Below are 16,147 nucleotides of genomic sequence, written 5' to 3' on the forward strand. Positions count from 1 at the left end.
CTGAACCAACCCGTAGCGGGGGTCTTTCGCCATGGATGGCGAAAGTAGCGCCCAAGGATGGGTCTACAGCGCCCCCGCATAGGGTTGTTCAGACCGTTTAATGCACAAGGCTCGCTCACCGTAGTTAATCATAGGGCTTTCTGGGGCGCGGTACGCACGTGAGTGGTGTAGAGCGTGAGCCCCGTTAATGCCAAGCCACCGATCAAGTTACCCAGCACTACCGGAATTTCGTTCCAGATCAGGTAATCCATAATCGAGAAGTTACCGCCCATCATCAACCCAGATGGGAACAGGAACATGTTGACCACCGAGTGCTCAAAGCCCATACCGAAGAACAGCATAATCGGCATCCACATAGCAATGACCTTACCGCTCACCGTGGTTGAGATCATCGCACCCACAACCCCCAGCGAGACCATCCAGTTGCACAATATGCCGCGAATAAAAATCGTCGCCATGCCGCCAACACCATACTCTTTATAACCAACCGTGCGCCCTTCGCCCACTTCACCAATGACCCGCCCCACTTCGCTGGGTGCGGTGCTAAAGCCGTAGGTGAACACAATCGCCATGAGAAAGGCGACCGTTAATGCCCCACCAAAATTACCGATAAACACAATACCCCAGTGCTTGAGAATACGATTAATCGTCACCCCAGGTCGTTTATCCAGCCACGCCAGCGGCGTTAACACAAACACCCCGGTCAACAGATCAAAGCCCATTAGATAGAGTATCGAGAAGCCCACCGGAAACAGGATGGCGCCGATAATCGGGTAGCCGGTTTGCACCGCTACGGTCACCGCAAACACCGCCGCGATGGCCAAAATAGCCCCCGCCATAAAAGCGCGAATCAGCGCATCACGGGTAGACATGTGCAGCTTGGCTTCGCCAGCATCGACCATCTTGGTGGCAAATTCGGCAGGCAATAAGTAGGACATCGAGAGCGTTTCCTTTGTTGTGAGTTTTAAGGAATAGAAGGGTCAGAAGAATAAAACGAGCACCGCAAACCCTGCCGTTAAGGCGTGGTTTGCTGTACAGAGCAAAAATTGGTGGCTAGGGCAGCGGGCGTCGTGGCGACTCTTTGCACGACGCTGCCCACCACAATCAAGCAGGGTGACGGTAAGGGTGTGGCGGCGAGCCTCTCGGGCATATCAGCCAGCGAGCCCACCAACGACTGCTGATCACTCTGGCTGGCGTTAGCCACCAGCATGACCGGCCACTCATCCGGAAGGCCTGCCTGGCGCAGGCCGTGGCAAATTGCACTCACTTTTGAAAGCCCCATATAAAACACCAGGGTTTCATCCTTGCGCGCCAGCGATGCCCAATCCGGCGTACCGTCTTCGCGGCATAGCTGGGCAGTCACAAAGCGCAGTTGCTGCGCATGACCGCGATCAGTGAGCGGAATGCCCATGCAGGCAGCGGCAGCAGAGGCCGCGGTAATCCCTGGCACAATGGCAGCGGGGGTCTCTGCGGCAGCCAGGGCATCCAGCTCTTCGCCCATCCGCGCGAATACCGCTGGATCACCGCCCTTCAGACGCACCACCGATTTACCTTCCCGGGCGAGTTTTACCATCAGCTCGCCGATCTCCGTTTGGGGTACACTGTGGTGGCCGCGGGCTTTGCCAACGTAGTAGCGTTCGCTGCCGCTAGGAATCAGCGCCAGAACGTCATCGCCCACCAAGCGGTCATACACCACGGCGTCTGCCTGCATCAGTAAGCGTGCAGCCTTGAGGGTTAACAGCTCCGCATCGCCGCTGCCTGCGCCAACCAGGTAAACCTGCCCGGCGCGGCACTCGCCACGCAGTGGCAAACGTATGTCTACAGCCTGCTGAACCCACGGCGTTAGCGCGCGGTGCGATAACCGCATAAAGGCGTTAAACCACTTCTGTAGCAAGGGGTTGCTTAGTGCGGGCATTGGGCCGCTCCTCTTCAATAAGTGATTTCAATTCGGGAATACAGCTACCGCACTGGGTGCCGCAGGCGAGCCTGGCGCCCAACGCTTCTACGCTGGTGTCGCCCTCTCGGATAGCGCTGACGATGGTGGTTTGGCCCACTTGGTGGCAACTACACACCACCGGCCCGGTATCCGCAGCACCGTCGTCGCAGCCCGCCAATAGGCGCCGGCGGTGGGTATCGCTCAGCGCCGCCTCGTTAAAACGTGCTTCCAGCCACGCCAACCCTGGCAACTCTTTGGGCGGGCCAACCATCAGCCACCAGCGCAATTGACCGCTTTCCACGCAGGCGGCGCGCAGACGTCCGTTAGTAGGGTCTTGGCTGATAACCGATACGTCGCCGGGCAGCCACGTTTTCAGTTGCGCCAACCAGTCATTAACCGACTGCGTATTGGCAAGCTGCCAGCGTTGGCAGCCGCGCATGGGAATACGTGTCCAGTAGGCACTGGTGCACCAAGGTGTTGATTCCGTTGCCCCTTCGGCGATCAGTAGAGTGGCCTGCCAATCAGTAGCAAGAGGCGCCAGCGCCACGGCGCCGTGCTTCGACTCTGGCTGCCCAGAGAGCGGATCGGTAATGCTGTCGATCAGCGCGCTACTTATGGCCTGCTGGGTGAAGCAGTCAGTCCAGTGGATGGGCACGAAGATCTCACCACGGCGTTGGGCATTGGAGACCCGCACCCGAGCGCGAAATTCGCCTTTCTCGGCGGTTAACACCGCCAGCCCTTGATCGGTTACACCGGCAGTGTGGGCATCCTCTGGGTGAACATCCATAAAGGGTTCGGCGCGGTGATTCATTAACCGCGGTGAGCGAGCGGTGCGGGTCATGGTGTGCCACTGATCACGAATCCGGCCGGTGTTCAGACGCAGCGGATAAGCGGCGCTCAGCGCCTGTTCAGGCCCTTTGGGATGGATCGCCAGCAGCTTGGCGCGACCATTGGCGGTGGCAAACTCGCCATCCTCAAACAGCCGAGCAGTGCCATGGGGTGCGGCCTTTGTGACCGGCCATTGGATGGGGGCTAAGGCGTCGTAGCCATCCCGGCCCAGGCCCACCAAACCCGATATATCAAACAACCGCTGCGGGCTGCCGGGCACCGTGCTGTTATCAAAGCCGTTTTCAAACCCAGAGAGCTTGGCGTGCTCGTCGAAAATCTCCCAGGGGTGCGCGTAGTTAAACGCCTCAGCAAACCCCAACCGTTTCGCCACTTCGCACATTATCCACCAGTCGTGGCGGGCCTCACCTGGGGGCGGCAGCATGCCCCGCTGGCGAGAAATGCGCCGCTCGGAATTAGTCACGGTGCCATCTTTTTCCGACCACCCCGAGGCGGGCAGCACAATGTCGGCATAAGGCAGTAGGTCGGTATGGGCAGCGCACTCGGAAACAATCACCAGCGGGCACTTTTCCAGCGCAGCACGCACCCGCGCAGCATCGGGAAGGCTAATCGCGGGATTGGTGGCCATCACCCACAGCGCTTTTATTTCGCCACGCTCAATGGCTTCAAACAGCTCCACTGCTTTATAACCCGGCCCTTCCGGCAGGACCGGAGTAAGGCTGTCGGTAGCCCAGAAGCGGGTGACCAAATCCAGGGCGCCTGGGGTGTGGTAATCCATATGCGCGGCTAACTGGTTGGCCAGCCCGCCCACTTCGCGGCCCCCCATGGCATTGGGCTGGCCAGTAATCGAGAACGGCCCTGCCCCCGGCAAACCGATTTTGCCGCCGGCCAAGTGGCAGTTAATAATCGCGTTACACTTATCGGTACCGCTGGCGGATTGATTAACGCCCTGGGAATAGAGCGTGACCACATGCAGTTGACTGGCGAACCAGTAATAGAAGGTTTCCAGTCGCTCGGGGTCAACATCACAGACCGCCGCTACCTCCGCCACCGAGCCTGCGGTTTGCTGGGCTGCCGCCAGCGCATCGTCAAACCCTTCGGTGTGGCGTTCAAGGTAGAGGGTATCAAGCTTGCGACGCTTTGCCATCCACGCCAATAGGCCGTTAAACAGGTAAGCATCGCTGCCTGGCTTAATCCCCAAATAGAGGTCGGCGATTTCGCAGCTGTCGGTGACGCGCGGGTCGATCACCACCAAACGCATCAATGGATTGCGCTCTTTGGCCACTTTGATGCGCTGGTAAAGTACCGGGTGGTTCCAAGCCAAGTTGGAACCCACCAACACGATCAGTTCCGCCTCTTCCAAATCTTCGTAGTTACACGGCACCGCATCCGCACCGAAGGCACGCTTGTAGCCAACCACCGCTGAGGCCATGCACAGCCGCGAATTAGTATCTAAATGGGGCGTGCCTAAAAAGCCTTTAAACAGCTTATTGGCTACGTAGTAGTCTTCGGTAAGCAACTGACCGGAGAGGTACGCTGCCACACTGTGGTTGCCATGCTCGGCCCGTAGGGTGTTTAAGCGTTCGGTAGTAGTGCTTAGGGCGGTGTCCCAGGAGACCTCAACACCATCAACGCGAGGGTGAGTCAGCCGCCCCTGTTGTCCCAAGGTTTCATGTAGCGCAGAACCTTTGACACACAGCCGCCCGAAGTTCGCCGGATGCTCGCGGTCGCCTTCTACAGCGCTCAGCGTACCCGCTTCAACGGTTGCTGTCACACCACAGCCAACGCCGCAATAGGGGCAGGTGGTTTTGGCTTGCTGCGTCGTTGTGGACTGCTGCCCTGCTTTTGCCCCTCGCATAACACCTCCTCGGGTCGAACCTGAACGCCGTATATACGTATATAAATGGCGGGCATAAAAAAACGCCCAGTCCCATTCTCTAATGCGCTATATAAACGCATTAAGAGAAGAGGGCTGGACGTCGTTGCCACAGCGCACCTTCATCGGTGCATTACTCTTTACAATAGTCTCTTCAAACAAATGAAGATTTACTAACAGCTACACATTTTCTAACGGCTTTGGAATTGTTCGTTGCCATCGCCAAACAATGAGCGCTTATCCCTTGTTAACTTACTTATTGCCTAGGGAACTGCAAGAGCCAAGCCGACAATCGAATATATAAAATTTAATCATTTAAAAACATGTAGTTAAAAAATAAAAAATCATCACGCAACGCTCTTTTTCGCCCTGTGCACATGCTAAATGGTTCTTGAGAGTGCAGGCCACCTCTCTTTTCGCACCATCACCGTGCAGTCTATCCGAAGAGCCTGGCCACCGCTCACCCACCACCTAAACATAAGCAACTGAAGTTATTTAAAAAAATATGCTATACGGCCAGTTGGCTAGCTCCTTGCTTGTTACAGGGTAAGGTTTTTAATCAGCTGACAGCCAATGGCGGTTGTCGCGTATTTAAAACGACGCTATCGGGCAACGACGCCCCTGTTACGCACGCTTTTGCGATTATTTGCAAAGAGGTGCGCGACAGGGGCGTTTTTTTGTTTGGTGCTCAAGCAGCCGCAAAGACACAGAGGAGCCCCCCATGGAAACTACTTCCCGGTGCTCATCCAACGACCATCTGGTGGTCATTGGCAATGGTATGGCAAGCCACCGCCTAATTGAGGCGTTGGTAAAACAGCCCACACGCCCCCAGCGCATCACGGTGATTGGCGCAGAGCCAAGCCCTGCCTACAACCGTATTCTGCTTTCGCCACTGCTGGCCGGTGAGATGCAGCAGGAGGCGCTTACCCTGCGCGATACCCAGTGGTACACCGAACAGGGCGTTACGCTGATACTGGGTGAAAAGGTCGAGATGCTTGATCGCGCACGCCAAACATTGACCACCGATAGCGGCCGATCGCTTGATTACGATCATTTGGTCATCGCCACCGGCTCGCGCCCAGCGCTGCCCGATGTTCCCGGGATTGAGCTTGAGGGCGTACATGGCTTTCGCGACCTGCAAGATGCCGAATCACTAGAAGCCATTGCCCAGCGTGGCGGTGACGCTGTCGTGATTGGCGGCGGCCTGCTGGGTCTTGAAGCGGCTGAGGGGTTACGTAAACGCGGCAGCGACATCAACGTAAGCGTGCTCCAGCGCAGCGAGCGGTTGATGAACCGTCAGTTGGATACCACCGCCGCCCACCTGCTTAAAGACACCCTCACTCAACGCGGTCTACAGATCATCACCGGCGCGCAGTTAGCGAGGCTAGAGAGTGACGCCCTGGGCCGGGTAGCTAAGGTGCATCTTGCCGATGGCCGCCAGTTGAACGCCTCCAGTGTGATCGTTGCCGCGGGCATTACCCCTAATGCGGAACTTGGCCGCCAGGCAGGTCTGCGCACGGATCGAGCTATTGTGGTGGACGAATGGCTCACCACCAGCGACCCGGCGATCTCAGCACTGGGCGAGTGCTGCCAGTTCGAGGGCACCACCTACGGCTTAGTGGAGCCGATCTGGCGTCAGGTAGAAGTGCTCGCCGCGACGCTGTGCGGCACGCATACCCAAGGCTACGCGGATGCTCCCAGCGCTACCAAACTCAAAATCAGTGGCGTAGCGCTCTACGCCTTTGGCCCCACCGAGGCCAGCGCCGAGCATGACGTACTGAATTACCACGATCTTGAACGCGGCGACTACCGCCGCCTGCTGCTACGCGACGGCCAGATTGAAGGCGCGGTGCTTTACGGCGACACCAGCCAAGGCCCCTGGTACTTCGGACAGGCGCTCGCGGGTACCGATCTCAACGCTTACCGCCAAGCCTTGTTGTTTGGTGGTGCTGATGTCGAGGTGCTCCGCGAAGCATCTCAACACAGCCCTGATTCTTCTGAACTCTCTTCAAAGTACTCTTCTTCAAAACACTCTTCTTCTACAACGTCGGAGGCGGCTTAAATGTCTACCCAACAGCAGCTTATTATTATTGGTAACGGCATGGTCGGCCACCACCTGGTCGAGCAGTTAGTCGATAACGGCGCCCTTGAGCGCTATCAGGTCACCGTGTTTGGCGAAGAGCGCCACCGCGCCTACGACCGGGTGCACCTGTCTGAATACTTCAGCGGCCGCGATGCCGATTCGCTAGCGCTTTGCGAAGCGGATTACTACGCCACCAGCGGCGTTGAACTGCGCACAAGCGAAGCCGTCATTGAGATCGACCGCAACTCACAAGAGGTGGTCACCGAACAAGGCCGTTACCCTTACGACCGCCTGGTGCTGGCTACCGGCTCGTTCCCCTTCGTGCCGCCGATTCCCGGTAACGACCGTGATGGTTGCTTGGTTTACCGCACCCTGGACGATTTAGACGCCATCCAGGCGGCCGCCGAAAACGCCACCACCGGCGTGGTCGTGGGCGGCGGTTTGCTGGGCCTTGAAGCGGCAAATGCCCTGCGCGGGTTGAACCTGGATACCGCTGTAGTGGAGTTCGCCTCACGCCTAATGCCCATGCAGGTGGATAATGAAGGCGGCGAGCTACTGCGGGAAAAAATCGAAGCGCTGGGCGTACAGGTGCTTCTTGAACGGGCCACACAGCGTATTGAAGATGGCGAGGCAAGCCGCCACCGCATGGTCTTCCAAGACGACAAAGTGCTGGAAACCGACCTGATTGTGTTCTCAGCAGGCATCCGCCCCCGCGACCAGTTGGCCCGTGACTGCGGCCTGGAGATTGGTGAACGCGGCGGCGTGGTGGTGGATAACCAGTGCCTCACCAGCGACCCGGCCATTCTCGCAATTGGTGAAGTGGCGCTGTGGAATCAGAGCATTTTTGGCTTGGTCGCCCCCGGTTATCAAATGGCCAAGGCGGCGTTTTCGACGCTAACTGAAGGCGACACCCAGTTTGGCGGTGCGGATATGAGCACCAAGCTCAAACTGCTTGGCGTGGATGTGGGCTCGATTGGTGATGCCCACGGCAACCAAAACCCCAGCGCTCGCATGTTCCGCTACCTAGACCCCATCAAGCAGGAGTACCGCAAACTGGTGGTCTCCAGCGACGGTAAAAAGCTGCTCGGCGCCATGCTGGTGGGCAATAACAGCGTTTACGACACGCTGCTGCAGTACTACTCCAACGGCATTGAGTTGCCCGACGAGCCCGCCTCATTGATTTTGCCCCAAAGCAGCGGCGGCGCACCCACTCTCGGCCCCGGTGCGCTGCCGGAAACCGCCTCCATCTGTTCTTGCCACAACGTCACTAAAGGCGATATTTGCGCCACTATTGACGCTGGCGCAGTAGATCTAGGCGGTGTCAAAGCGGCCACCAAAGCCAGCACCGGCTGCGGGGGCTGCACCGCGCTGCTCAAAAGCGTGGTTGACCATGAGTTGGAAGCCCGCGGTGTCGAAGTCGATAAATCGATTTGCGAGCACTTCGCCCATACCCGCCAGGAGCTTTACGATATTGTGCGCGTTGAAGGTATTAAAACCTTCACTGACTTGATTGAAAAACACGGCAACGCCGACACCCACCGCCTGGGCTGCGATATCTGCAAACCCGCCGTGGCGTCCATTCTGGCCTCCTGCTTCAATGAGCCGATCACCGACGCGGCGCATATTCCCCTGCAAGACACCAACGACACCTTTATGGCCAACATGCAGAAAAACGGCACCTACTCGGTAGTGCCGCGTGTTGCCGGTGGCGAGATTACCCCGGACAAACTTATCGTGCTGGGTGAAGTGGCCAAAAAATACAGCCTCTACTCCAAGGTCACCGGCGGCCAGCGTATTGACCTGTTCGGCGCCCGCCTGGAAGACCTGCCGGATATCTGGGGCGAGCTGATTGCCGCAGGCTTCGAGACCGGCCACGCCTACGGTAAATCGCTACGCACGGTGAAATCCTGCGTAGGTAGCACCTGGTGCCGCTACGGCGTGCAGGACAGCGTCGGCATGGCGATTCAGTTAGAGAACCGCTACAAGGGCCTGCGCTCACCCCACAAGATCAAGTTTGGCGTTTCCGGCTGCACCCGCGAGTGCGCCGAAGCCCAGAGCAAAGACATCGGCATTATTGCCACCGAAAACGGCTGGAACCTCTACGTTTGCGGTAACGGCGGCATGCGCCCCCGCCACGCTGAACTGTTTGCCACCGACCTGGACGACGAGCAGCTCTACCGCACCATTGACCGCTTCTTGATGTTTTACGTGCGCACTGCCGACCGTTTGCAACGCACTTCGGTGTGGCGCGAAAACCTCGACGGCGGCCTGGAGTACCTCAAAGAGGTGATTCTGGAAGACAGCTTAGGCATCAACGACGAGCTAGAGCGCCAGATGCAAACCGTGGTGGATACCTACCAGTGTGAATGGGCCGACGCTATCAGCGACCCGGAGAAGCTCAAGCGCTTCCGCAGCTTCGTCAACGACGACCGCCCGGATCCGTCAATCATTATGACCTCCGAGCGCGGCCAGCTGCGCCCCGCTTAAGCGACGCTGGGCCCTGACACTGACAACGACACTGATTCTGAATAAAAACGAGGCAACCCATGACCGCAACGGCACTGAAAAAAGAGATGGATATGGCGGATGTGCACAATAGCGAGGCTTTTGAAAACCACGCTTCTGAAAACAACACGGCGTGGCAAAAAGTTTGTACCAAAGATGATCTGGTAGCGTTCTCTGGCATCGCCGCCTGGCTGGAAACCGCCGAAGGCCCCGCCCAGGTAGCTATTTTCTACTTGCCCGGGCTACGAGGAAAGGGCGATGAACTCTATGCTCTCGACCACCATGACCCCTTCTCAAATGCTAACGTGATCGCCCGGGGCATCGTTGGCGACCTTAAAGGCGCGGCGGTAGTCGCCTCGCCTATCTACAAGCAGCACTTCCGCCTTGAAGACGGCCAGTGTTTAGAGGATGAGGACGTTAAGCTACGTACCTGGAAGGTTGAATTTAAAGGTGATGAGGTGTGGGTTGAGGGGTGATAACGCTGCTTAACACTGTTAAGGACGGCCAGAACCGCTCTTAACATTATTGAAACACACCTCAATCTCAGCTTGCTTTAGAATCGACTGCATCTGGCTATCGAAAACCTGATTGCCTGATGCAGAATCTCCTTACGCTTAGGTGACGGAAGCTCTACTTTTGACGATCGTTATTTTTTTGAAGGGATTACCATACCGCACCATTTTAATATTTTCTTAAAAGAAAAACGTGAGAGTAGCGTCGTTGTTGAAGAGTGCTGAGTAGTGTCAGGATGACATAGCAACGTTTCACCTTGAATAACCGCGCAAGTTTTAGGCATTGGCTGCCCACCCTGCTCTGGCGGAAGGCTGATAACTTCATCCTCAATAAACGCTAACCACCACTGCTTCAGGCGGCGCCCAGGCTCACTGGTTAAGGGAAAGGCCTGTTCAACCAACAGCAGCTGAGAGGCAGCATGATCATACTCTGCATGATCCAATAAAAGACTGTTTACCATAATAAAAAGCGTATGCCACGCTTGCAATTGGTCTTGTTCGGAGGGGCTCTGTTTCAAGTATTCGATAAATTCACTAAAGAAATTATTACTAAGCGCCATGGGGCTGCCTGCTTTTTCAAGGCGAGCATCATGTTGTCTAATATCGTTTAGGAAATCTTGTCGCCCTCCCCCTCTTTGCATAGAGCTAGGTTCATATTCATCGCTAGTCAATGGTGCAGTCATATACACATAGAGTTCTTGTATCAAACGTGCGCGATCCAACGCATCAGGCGCATCCAGAGCGACTTCTAACGCCAGGTTAACCAAGCGCTCGTTCAGTTCTTTGAAACAAGTGCAGATTGATGAACTAAGGTTTGCAGAACACTCTGAAACAAGCCACATTAAATGCTCATGGGGTACAAAACGACTGCCCGCTCGGTTATGAAATGCTACTAATGGCTGAGCAATAGACACCCAGTTACGGGCTTTATTTTCAGCGGTATCGACATACTCAAAAAGCTCTTTTTCAGACTCACTTAGCTCATTCGACATTGTGTCCTCATAGGACAATCTTTTCTCTGAACTAACCGCTTGATAAATTTCAGTAGATATAGACTCAAGACCTTCTTCTAACTCTGCTAGCAAACCAGCAACATTTTCATGATACGTATCATATAAAAAAACGGCTAACTGATTTTTAGCAATATCAATTTTTTCATCTTTACTTATTGCCATTAAGACACTGCCCAGCACAGAAGCACCGTGCGGTTCAAAGGCGTTCACTACAGCATGAGCAATGCGCGTTGCATGCCATTCCAGGGCGTATTCAAGCTCTATCATCGACACTTCACTGAAGTGCCCGGCACGCCGCTGCTGGTTAATACTATCTAATAAGGTAGATTTATTAAGTTTCTGCCACTCGTATAATACATTGTTTACCGTATCAGGCTTTAACATACTTTCGGCTGTTAAATTGTGAACCGACAAGTTAAACCTAGCAAATGGTGGGCTCATCGAATCCTCATCAAGCTTCCCTTCAACCGCTTGGAGAGCTTGGGTAAAACCAGCACCTGGCAACCACGCCACCTCTGCTTTCAAACGCATAGCAGAGTCCACTAGAGCAGACTCAATCATGTTGGCCTCTTCGGTATTTAAGCAGGATTGCTGAACGTTATGCCGCAGCCGATGCTTTAAATCCGTATGGCTATTACTGGGCGAATAGTTTAAAAGGCAAAAAAGATTGTCATTTAATGAAAATGAGGAAATTTTCATTTCTCGAAGAGCGCTGACTTGCGCCCTGGATTCATAGAATAACCGCAGCACTTTGGATCACACAGTAGAGGAAGGAGGGCCAGCGCCGGTACCCTCTCGACTTTACCGACCAAAGTGAAGCAGAGAATGGGATACCGACAACTGACCCAGGCCCAACGATACCAAATTTTCGCTTACCTCGAGACTGGCATCAGCCAGCGACAGATAGCCAAGGCTATTGGGGTTCACAGCAGCACCATTAGCCGGGAGATAAAGCGCAATGGGCTTACTGCTGGCTATGCGCCTGAGCAGGCTCAATTGAGAAGTGATCAGCGTCGACGCAGCGCCTGGAAAGTGACGAAGCGACTGCCCAGCCTAATTCGATGGGTCACTGATCAACTGATGGACGAATGGAGCCCCCAGCAAATTAGTGGCTTCATGGCGAATGCCAACGGCGTTTGCGTAAGCCATCAGTGGATCTATGCGTTAATCTGGGACGACAAGAAACACGGCGGCGACTTATGGAAGCGACTCCGCTTACCACACCAGCGGCGCTATCAGCGCCGATTGGCCAAGCATGCGGGATTGGGCAAAATTCCACACCGGGTAGGTATTGAACAACGTCCCGCCGAAGTGGAAGAAAGGCGCCATATCGGCCATTGGGAAGGCGATACGGTGCTCAAGGGCCACAAAGAATCCGGCCTGGTGACCCTGGTCGAGAGACGCAGCGGATACCTCTTGGCAGCGCGCCTGCCGACAATCACGGCCACAGGAACGGCCAAAGCGATGACCCGGTTATTAAAACCACGCCGAGGTGCAGTGCAGACCATCACCTTGGATAACGGTTCGGAATTCGCCGAGCACCGACAGGTTGCCAAGGCCGTCTCGGCCAAGACCTATTTTTGCGACCCGTACCGCTCATGCCAGCGTGGCACCAATGAAAACACCAACGGACTGATTCGCCAATATTTCCCGAAAGGGACGGACTTCCGAAAGGTGAGCGACTCAGCACTGAGGCGAGTCGTTGCCAAGCTGAATAATCGCCCCAGAAAACGCTTGGGGTATCGGACACCGGCACAAGTGTTCCTGGGAGAGTATTCAGGAGCGCTGGAAACCGCGGGTGCTGCGCTTAATGTTTGAATTCAGGGCCTGCATACGGCCATTCATAATACTTCCTAAATCAAAAGAGAGAAAACATTAACATCAGAAAAACAACAACTAATCAACAGCAAGCCCTTAAATCCAACCACTTCTTTTTAAAATGTGGCATAGGTCAAGAAACTGACTCCAAAACCCAGCCACACTTCTAACATCCTGGTCAACCCTCTACCAAATAGACAACATCACCATCATCAGGCTTTATTCAGACCAATTGTCAAATCAGTCTGGTTATCAACGAGCGCCTTCAGTAAACCAAAAATCCCCAGCCCGACGGGCATATAAAGAATAAACCCAAGTCCGCCAAAGTAGAGAGACACGATTAGTCCCCCGAGGGTGTAGAGCAGCATAAAGACAACCATCGCCTTCCCGAATCGCTCTCTTTTCTTCATAACACTCGCTAGGCGATCCTTGTCTTCAGTCCCAATCAGCAACTCGCCTTCACAATCTGGGCAAGTAGCCTTATTGGCTTTCAAAAGGTCGGCAATCCATGGTGAATCTTCGCAGAAACAAGAGCTGCATGAGGGACACTCGAAATCAATGTTTTCAACTAAGGCTTTCTCTTCTTTTGTGCAGGCTTCTTTTTCACTCAATGCTGTACTCTCCAATACTGGGTTATTGATACACTATCGCTAAGCGACCTGGTTGCGCACCCACTCTCGGTTCTTCAGGCTGAGAGTAGCGTTTCCTCTGCATAGACCTCGGCGAAGATAGCCGTGATTGGCCGGTTTGGCTGTTGCGCATGGCGCTGTTTGACTTCTTTTGATAGACGCGTGAGCTCTTCGCTGGGCTTGGCCCACTGCGCTTCGGGTAACGGCTGAGACCACTCATCAAGGCTCGCCGGTAGCGTCTTCTGTCCGGCCTTTTGGATAACGCGTATTTCCCATTCCGCCAGATGGAAGGGAGTCGTCCATAGGTCGATAATGTGCCACAGGTACCACATCGTGACCTTGAACAGGCCTACTTCGCCCTCGCGGTAACGGCGGTGCAACCGGCGCCGGGCATTATGGAAGGTATGCACACCCTCGTAGGGCGGATCGCCGGGGCGATACAGGCCGTGCGGGTCTTGGAGTTCCTCGCGAGTATTGACCTCGTACTCCATATAAGCCCGCACCGCTTCCCAAAGCTCCAATGCCAATGGCATGCCGGGCTGTGATAACTCCAGGAAGTGCTGCTGCCCGGTTTCAGGCTCGATAAAGCCTATCCCCAAGCCATACTGACGCTGCACACCGTATTGCGTTACCCCTTGCGCCTGGGTCACCCAGGCTGCCACGTTTTCCCAGGGCACGATGATGGGCGGTTTTCCGCCACCCGGCGCAAAGGCCACCTCACGGCGCTGGCGATGAAAACGCGTAGGCACAGCCTCACGGAACTTGAAGTGGAAGTGGGCTTTAATCACTAAGGCTAATAGTAATATCAATATCGAGAACACAACGGCCTGAGCAAATACCTCATTAAAGAGCCCAGCAATCCCTACGTAAAATAGTGCGATATCCTTTCCTATTATCCACATTAGCCCCCCCCCCAACATTGGAATAATAAAAACCAACATTAAAAAACCTATAAAAGGTATGCCTAACGTAAACTGCCAAGTGAAGGGAGTAGGAAGACTGCCGCCGAAATCCAAGTAGGCATCGTTTACTTCCCCAATCGCCTGATTGAAATCCAAGGGGGCTACACCCGTAGGCAAGGGGACTGGCGACAGGTAAATAACCTTGCCACCTGGAAATGACTCAACATCACCAGCCCGGTGGGGATGGAGAATATCAGGCCGAGGCGAGTCCGGTATCTTCTGGTTCATAACTGACATCCTTGTCGCGTTAACATAATCATGCTTTGAGCCCCTGCCACCGGTAGGGCGACATCGGGTGCTGCACATATGGCGCTAGGTATTGATGGCCTCGGCGTCTTCCCCGCCCTGGTTAAGCCTCCTCTGTAGCTTGGCACGCCCCAAGTAATTGATCATCGGTAAGGCCAGTAGGCTCGATGGGGCAGTGGGTAAAGCGCCGATCGCGAGGAGTACCATAGATGGGATAGACCACTTCTCTTGGCCAGGCTTATAAGCATAAGCCCTCAATGCCAGTCCAGAGAGGACGAAGATGACACAGGCCAAGGCATAGGGGTAGAGAAACGCGACATTGTTGTGAGTGGTATACAGCAACCCACCGCCAGCGACCAGAACGACATAAAGAAGAAGACAGCCGATACCGATATCAGGCGTAACCTCCTGCTGGTGAATATCCCGCTCCTTCAGAAAAGCAAACAAGGGGTCTTGAAGCGGCCCCGCATGCTCCGTGTGTACGATTCCTTCCTTCGGGCTCATCCCGAACAGCTGCTTGTTGTTGGCATTGCGAATTTCTCCAATACCGGCCTTCTCGGGGTCATCGGTCTTGCGCCCATTCTTTGTCCTGAGTATCAGCTTTAGAGAGTCATCATGGGACACAAGCCGGTCATACAGCGATTGAATAAGCTCAATATCAAAAGACGTTTTAAAACTTAATGGAAGCACGCACACTCTCCTTAACACGAAGGTTTAATTGAAAGCAAAATCAAGAAAAAGACATACTTTCACCTTTATCTTTTAATGCTCTCTTGTTGACAAACTTTATTTTCGGCTTGGCTTCTGAAGAAATTGCTAAATTTTGATTAGCCGCTTCTATTATAGCGACGTACTAAAAAATGTTTTATAAGTCTGGTATCAGGAGAGCGACTTTCATCTACAAGCGCAACCACACCTTTTAGCAAAAAAACATGCTCTAAACACTCACTAAACCTAGCCTTTCATAGAACATTAACTTTCCCCTCTTCATACTCCGCATCAGGCAGATGCTCTTTGAAGAGCTGAATGCGCTCATCCAATTCGTCTGCGCGGCAGAAAATAAAGTGGGTGCGTGGCCTATAGTAGGAGTTTTTGCTAAAAGGCTTCCATTGATAGGTCAGCGCAATAATGCTGCGTTTGCGCCATACCTTGATATGCTCGGTTTTCTCCCACGTCCACTCTTCATGTCGACTATTACTCTGCTTCGCCTGTTGCGACCCCATGATCCACGCCATCAGCCCCATCCCTAATGGCCCAATCCCCGCAATCACGAGGGAAGGATCCATTAAAATCAGCACACCCACGATGGGCAACAAAATAATCGCAGACCACTTCAGGAAAGAAGCAGCGGCAGCCTCTTGTGGCTTCCATGAATACTCCTCAGCCAACGTTTCGGTAAAGCGGTAGACAAGTATAGTGGTATCATGGGTTACGCTCATGGAGATCAGCATAAAAAACAGAAACGCCCCCCCTCCCACCAGAAAGGAAAAAAATAATGTCTCTGCCAGGAGGGACATGGCATAAGCCGCACCTATGTTAATTAATGTCAATACAAACAATATTGTATTAGTCACAAAGGTATTATAATTACGCGCTCTAATTTGCCACGCCATGATCGCTGGCTCATCGGCATGTTTCCAGGGTATTTCGGGAATATAGTCCTGCTTGGGTTGAATAAACCACATACCTGTATCCTTACTCTTCTGGGGTTATGGGAACCA

Annotated in this window: 12 protein-coding genes; 4 read left to right on the forward strand and 8 right to left on the reverse strand. The window is 54.2% G+C overall.

The window, feature by feature from the left end; all coding sequences use genetic code 11:
- Window positions 1-128 precede the first annotated feature (128 nt).
- The 3 genes from AC4EYZ_RS05990 to AC4EYZ_RS06000 form a co-directional block, all read right to left on the reverse strand.
- Window positions 129-938 (reverse strand): formate/nitrite transporter family protein, encoded by an 810-nt coding sequence (locus AC4EYZ_RS05990; RefSeq protein ID WP_474192629.1) that lies wholly within the window; start codon window positions 936-938, stop codon window positions 129-131.
- Between the two features lie 77 nt (window positions 939-1,015).
- Window positions 1,016-1,915 (reverse strand): uroporphyrinogen-III C-methyltransferase, encoded by a 900-nt coding sequence (gene cobA, locus AC4EYZ_RS05995; RefSeq protein WP_474192630.1) that lies wholly within the window; start codon window positions 1,913-1,915, stop codon window positions 1,016-1,018.
- A complete protein-coding gene (locus AC4EYZ_RS06000; protein WP_474192631.1) occupies window positions 1,875-4,640 on the reverse strand; it encodes a nitrate reductase in 2,766 nt (921 codons plus the stop codon). Before AC4EYZ_RS06000 ends, cobA begins: the two co-directional genes overlap by 41 nt.
- A 739-nt stretch (window positions 4,641-5,379) precedes the next feature.
- Between AC4EYZ_RS06000 and AC4EYZ_RS06005 the strand changes: the two genes are divergently transcribed.
- The 3 genes from AC4EYZ_RS06005 to nirD are packed head-to-tail and all read left to right on the forward strand — an operon-like array spanning window position 5,380 to window position 9,722.
- Window positions 5,380-6,720, forward strand: coding sequence for an NAD(P)/FAD-dependent oxidoreductase (locus AC4EYZ_RS06005; protein ID WP_490204169.1), 1,341 nt, complete (start codon window positions 5,380-5,382; stop codon window positions 6,718-6,720).
- Entirely contained in the window at window positions 6,721-9,228 is a 2,508-nt protein-coding gene (gene nirB, locus AC4EYZ_RS06010) for a nitrite reductase large subunit NirB (RefSeq protein ID WP_474192797.1), read from the forward strand.
- A gap of 59 nt (window positions 9,229-9,287) precedes the next feature.
- Window positions 9,288-9,722, forward strand: a complete 435-nt coding sequence (nirD, locus tag AC4EYZ_RS06015) for a nitrite reductase small subunit NirD (protein WP_027959929.1) — start codon at window positions 9,288-9,290, stop codon at window positions 9,720-9,722.
- A gap of 170 nt (window positions 9,723-9,892) precedes the next feature.
- On the opposite strand, the gene AC4EYZ_RS06020 is transcribed toward nirD, so the two are convergent.
- Window positions 9,893-11,332 (reverse strand): hypothetical protein, encoded by a 1,440-nt coding sequence (locus tag AC4EYZ_RS06020; protein ID WP_474192798.1) that lies wholly within the window; start codon window positions 11,330-11,332, stop codon window positions 9,893-9,895.
- Window positions 11,333-11,596: 264 nt separating this feature from the next.
- Here AC4EYZ_RS06020 and AC4EYZ_RS06025 point away from each other — a divergent pair, with 264 nt between their 5' ends.
- Complete coding sequence (locus tag AC4EYZ_RS06025) at window positions 11,597-12,589, forward strand: IS30 family transposase (RefSeq protein ID WP_490203942.1); 993 nt, start codon at window positions 11,597-11,599, stop codon at window positions 12,587-12,589.
- Between the two features lie 212 nt (window positions 12,590-12,801).
- On the opposite strand, the gene AC4EYZ_RS06030 is transcribed toward AC4EYZ_RS06025, so the two are convergent.
- The 4 genes from AC4EYZ_RS06030 to AC4EYZ_RS06045 all read right to left on the reverse strand — a co-directional run bounded on the left by AC4EYZ_RS06030 (window position 12,802) and on the right by AC4EYZ_RS06045 (window position 16,111).
- On the reverse strand, window positions 12,802-13,200 hold the full coding sequence (locus AC4EYZ_RS06030) for a hypothetical protein (RefSeq protein ID WP_141439751.1): 399 nt from the start codon (window positions 13,198-13,200) through the stop codon (window positions 12,802-12,804).
- 74 nt (window positions 13,201-13,274) lie between these two features.
- Window positions 13,275-14,408, reverse strand: coding sequence for a hypothetical protein (locus tag AC4EYZ_RS06035; protein WP_474192327.1), 1,134 nt, complete (start codon window positions 14,406-14,408; stop codon window positions 13,275-13,277).
- A gap of 84 nt (window positions 14,409-14,492) precedes the next feature.
- Entirely contained in the window at window positions 14,493-15,116 is a 624-nt protein-coding gene (locus AC4EYZ_RS06040) for a hypothetical protein (RefSeq protein ID WP_474192328.1), read from the reverse strand.
- Between the two features lie 272 nt (window positions 15,117-15,388).
- Window positions 15,389-16,111: a hypothetical protein gene (locus AC4EYZ_RS06045; protein ID WP_474192329.1), complete on the reverse strand. Its 723-nt coding sequence runs from the start codon at window positions 16,109-16,111 to the stop codon at window positions 15,389-15,391.
- Window positions 16,112-16,147 lie beyond the last annotated feature (36 nt).

The organism is Vreelandella sp. 162(4c) (assembly GCF_058152265.1).

What these genes read in the sequence shown, in the direction of transcription:
- AC4EYZ_RS06025 (WP_490203942.1), top strand. Translation starts at nt 11,597, where the DNA reads ATGGGATACCGACAACTGACCCAGGCCCAACGATACCAAATTTTCGCT.
- AC4EYZ_RS06005 (WP_490204169.1), top strand. Translation starts at nt 5,380, where the DNA reads ATGGAAACTACTTCCCGGTGCTCATCCAACGACCATCTGGTGGTCATT.
- nirD (WP_027959929.1), top strand. Translation starts at nt 9,288, where the DNA reads ATGACCGCAACGGCACTGAAAAAAGAGATGGATATGGCGGATGTGCAC.
- AC4EYZ_RS06045 (WP_474192329.1), bottom strand. Translation starts at nt 16,111, where the DNA reads ATGTGGTTTATTCAACCCAAGCAGGACTATATTCCCGAAATACCCTGG.
- AC4EYZ_RS06020 (WP_474192798.1), bottom strand. Translation starts at nt 11,332, where the DNA reads ATGATTGAGTCTGCTCTAGTGGACTCTGCTATGCGTTTGAAAGCAGAG.
- nirB (WP_474192797.1), top strand. Translation starts at nt 6,721, where the DNA reads ATGTCTACCCAACAGCAGCTTATTATTATTGGTAACGGCATGGTCGGC.
- cobA (WP_474192630.1), bottom strand. Translation starts at nt 1,915, where the DNA reads ATGCCCGCACTAAGCAACCCCTTGCTACAGAAGTGGTTTAACGCCTTT.
- AC4EYZ_RS06000 (WP_474192631.1), bottom strand. Translation starts at nt 4,640, where the DNA reads ATGCGAGGGGCAAAAGCAGGGCAGCAGTCCACAACGACGCAGCAAGCC.
- AC4EYZ_RS05990 (WP_474192629.1), bottom strand. Translation starts at nt 938, where the DNA reads ATGTCCTACTTATTGCCTGCCGAATTTGCCACCAAGATGGTCGATGCT.
- AC4EYZ_RS06035 (WP_474192327.1), bottom strand. Translation starts at nt 14,408, where the DNA reads ATGAACCAGAAGATACCGGACTCGCCTCGGCCTGATATTCTCCATCCC.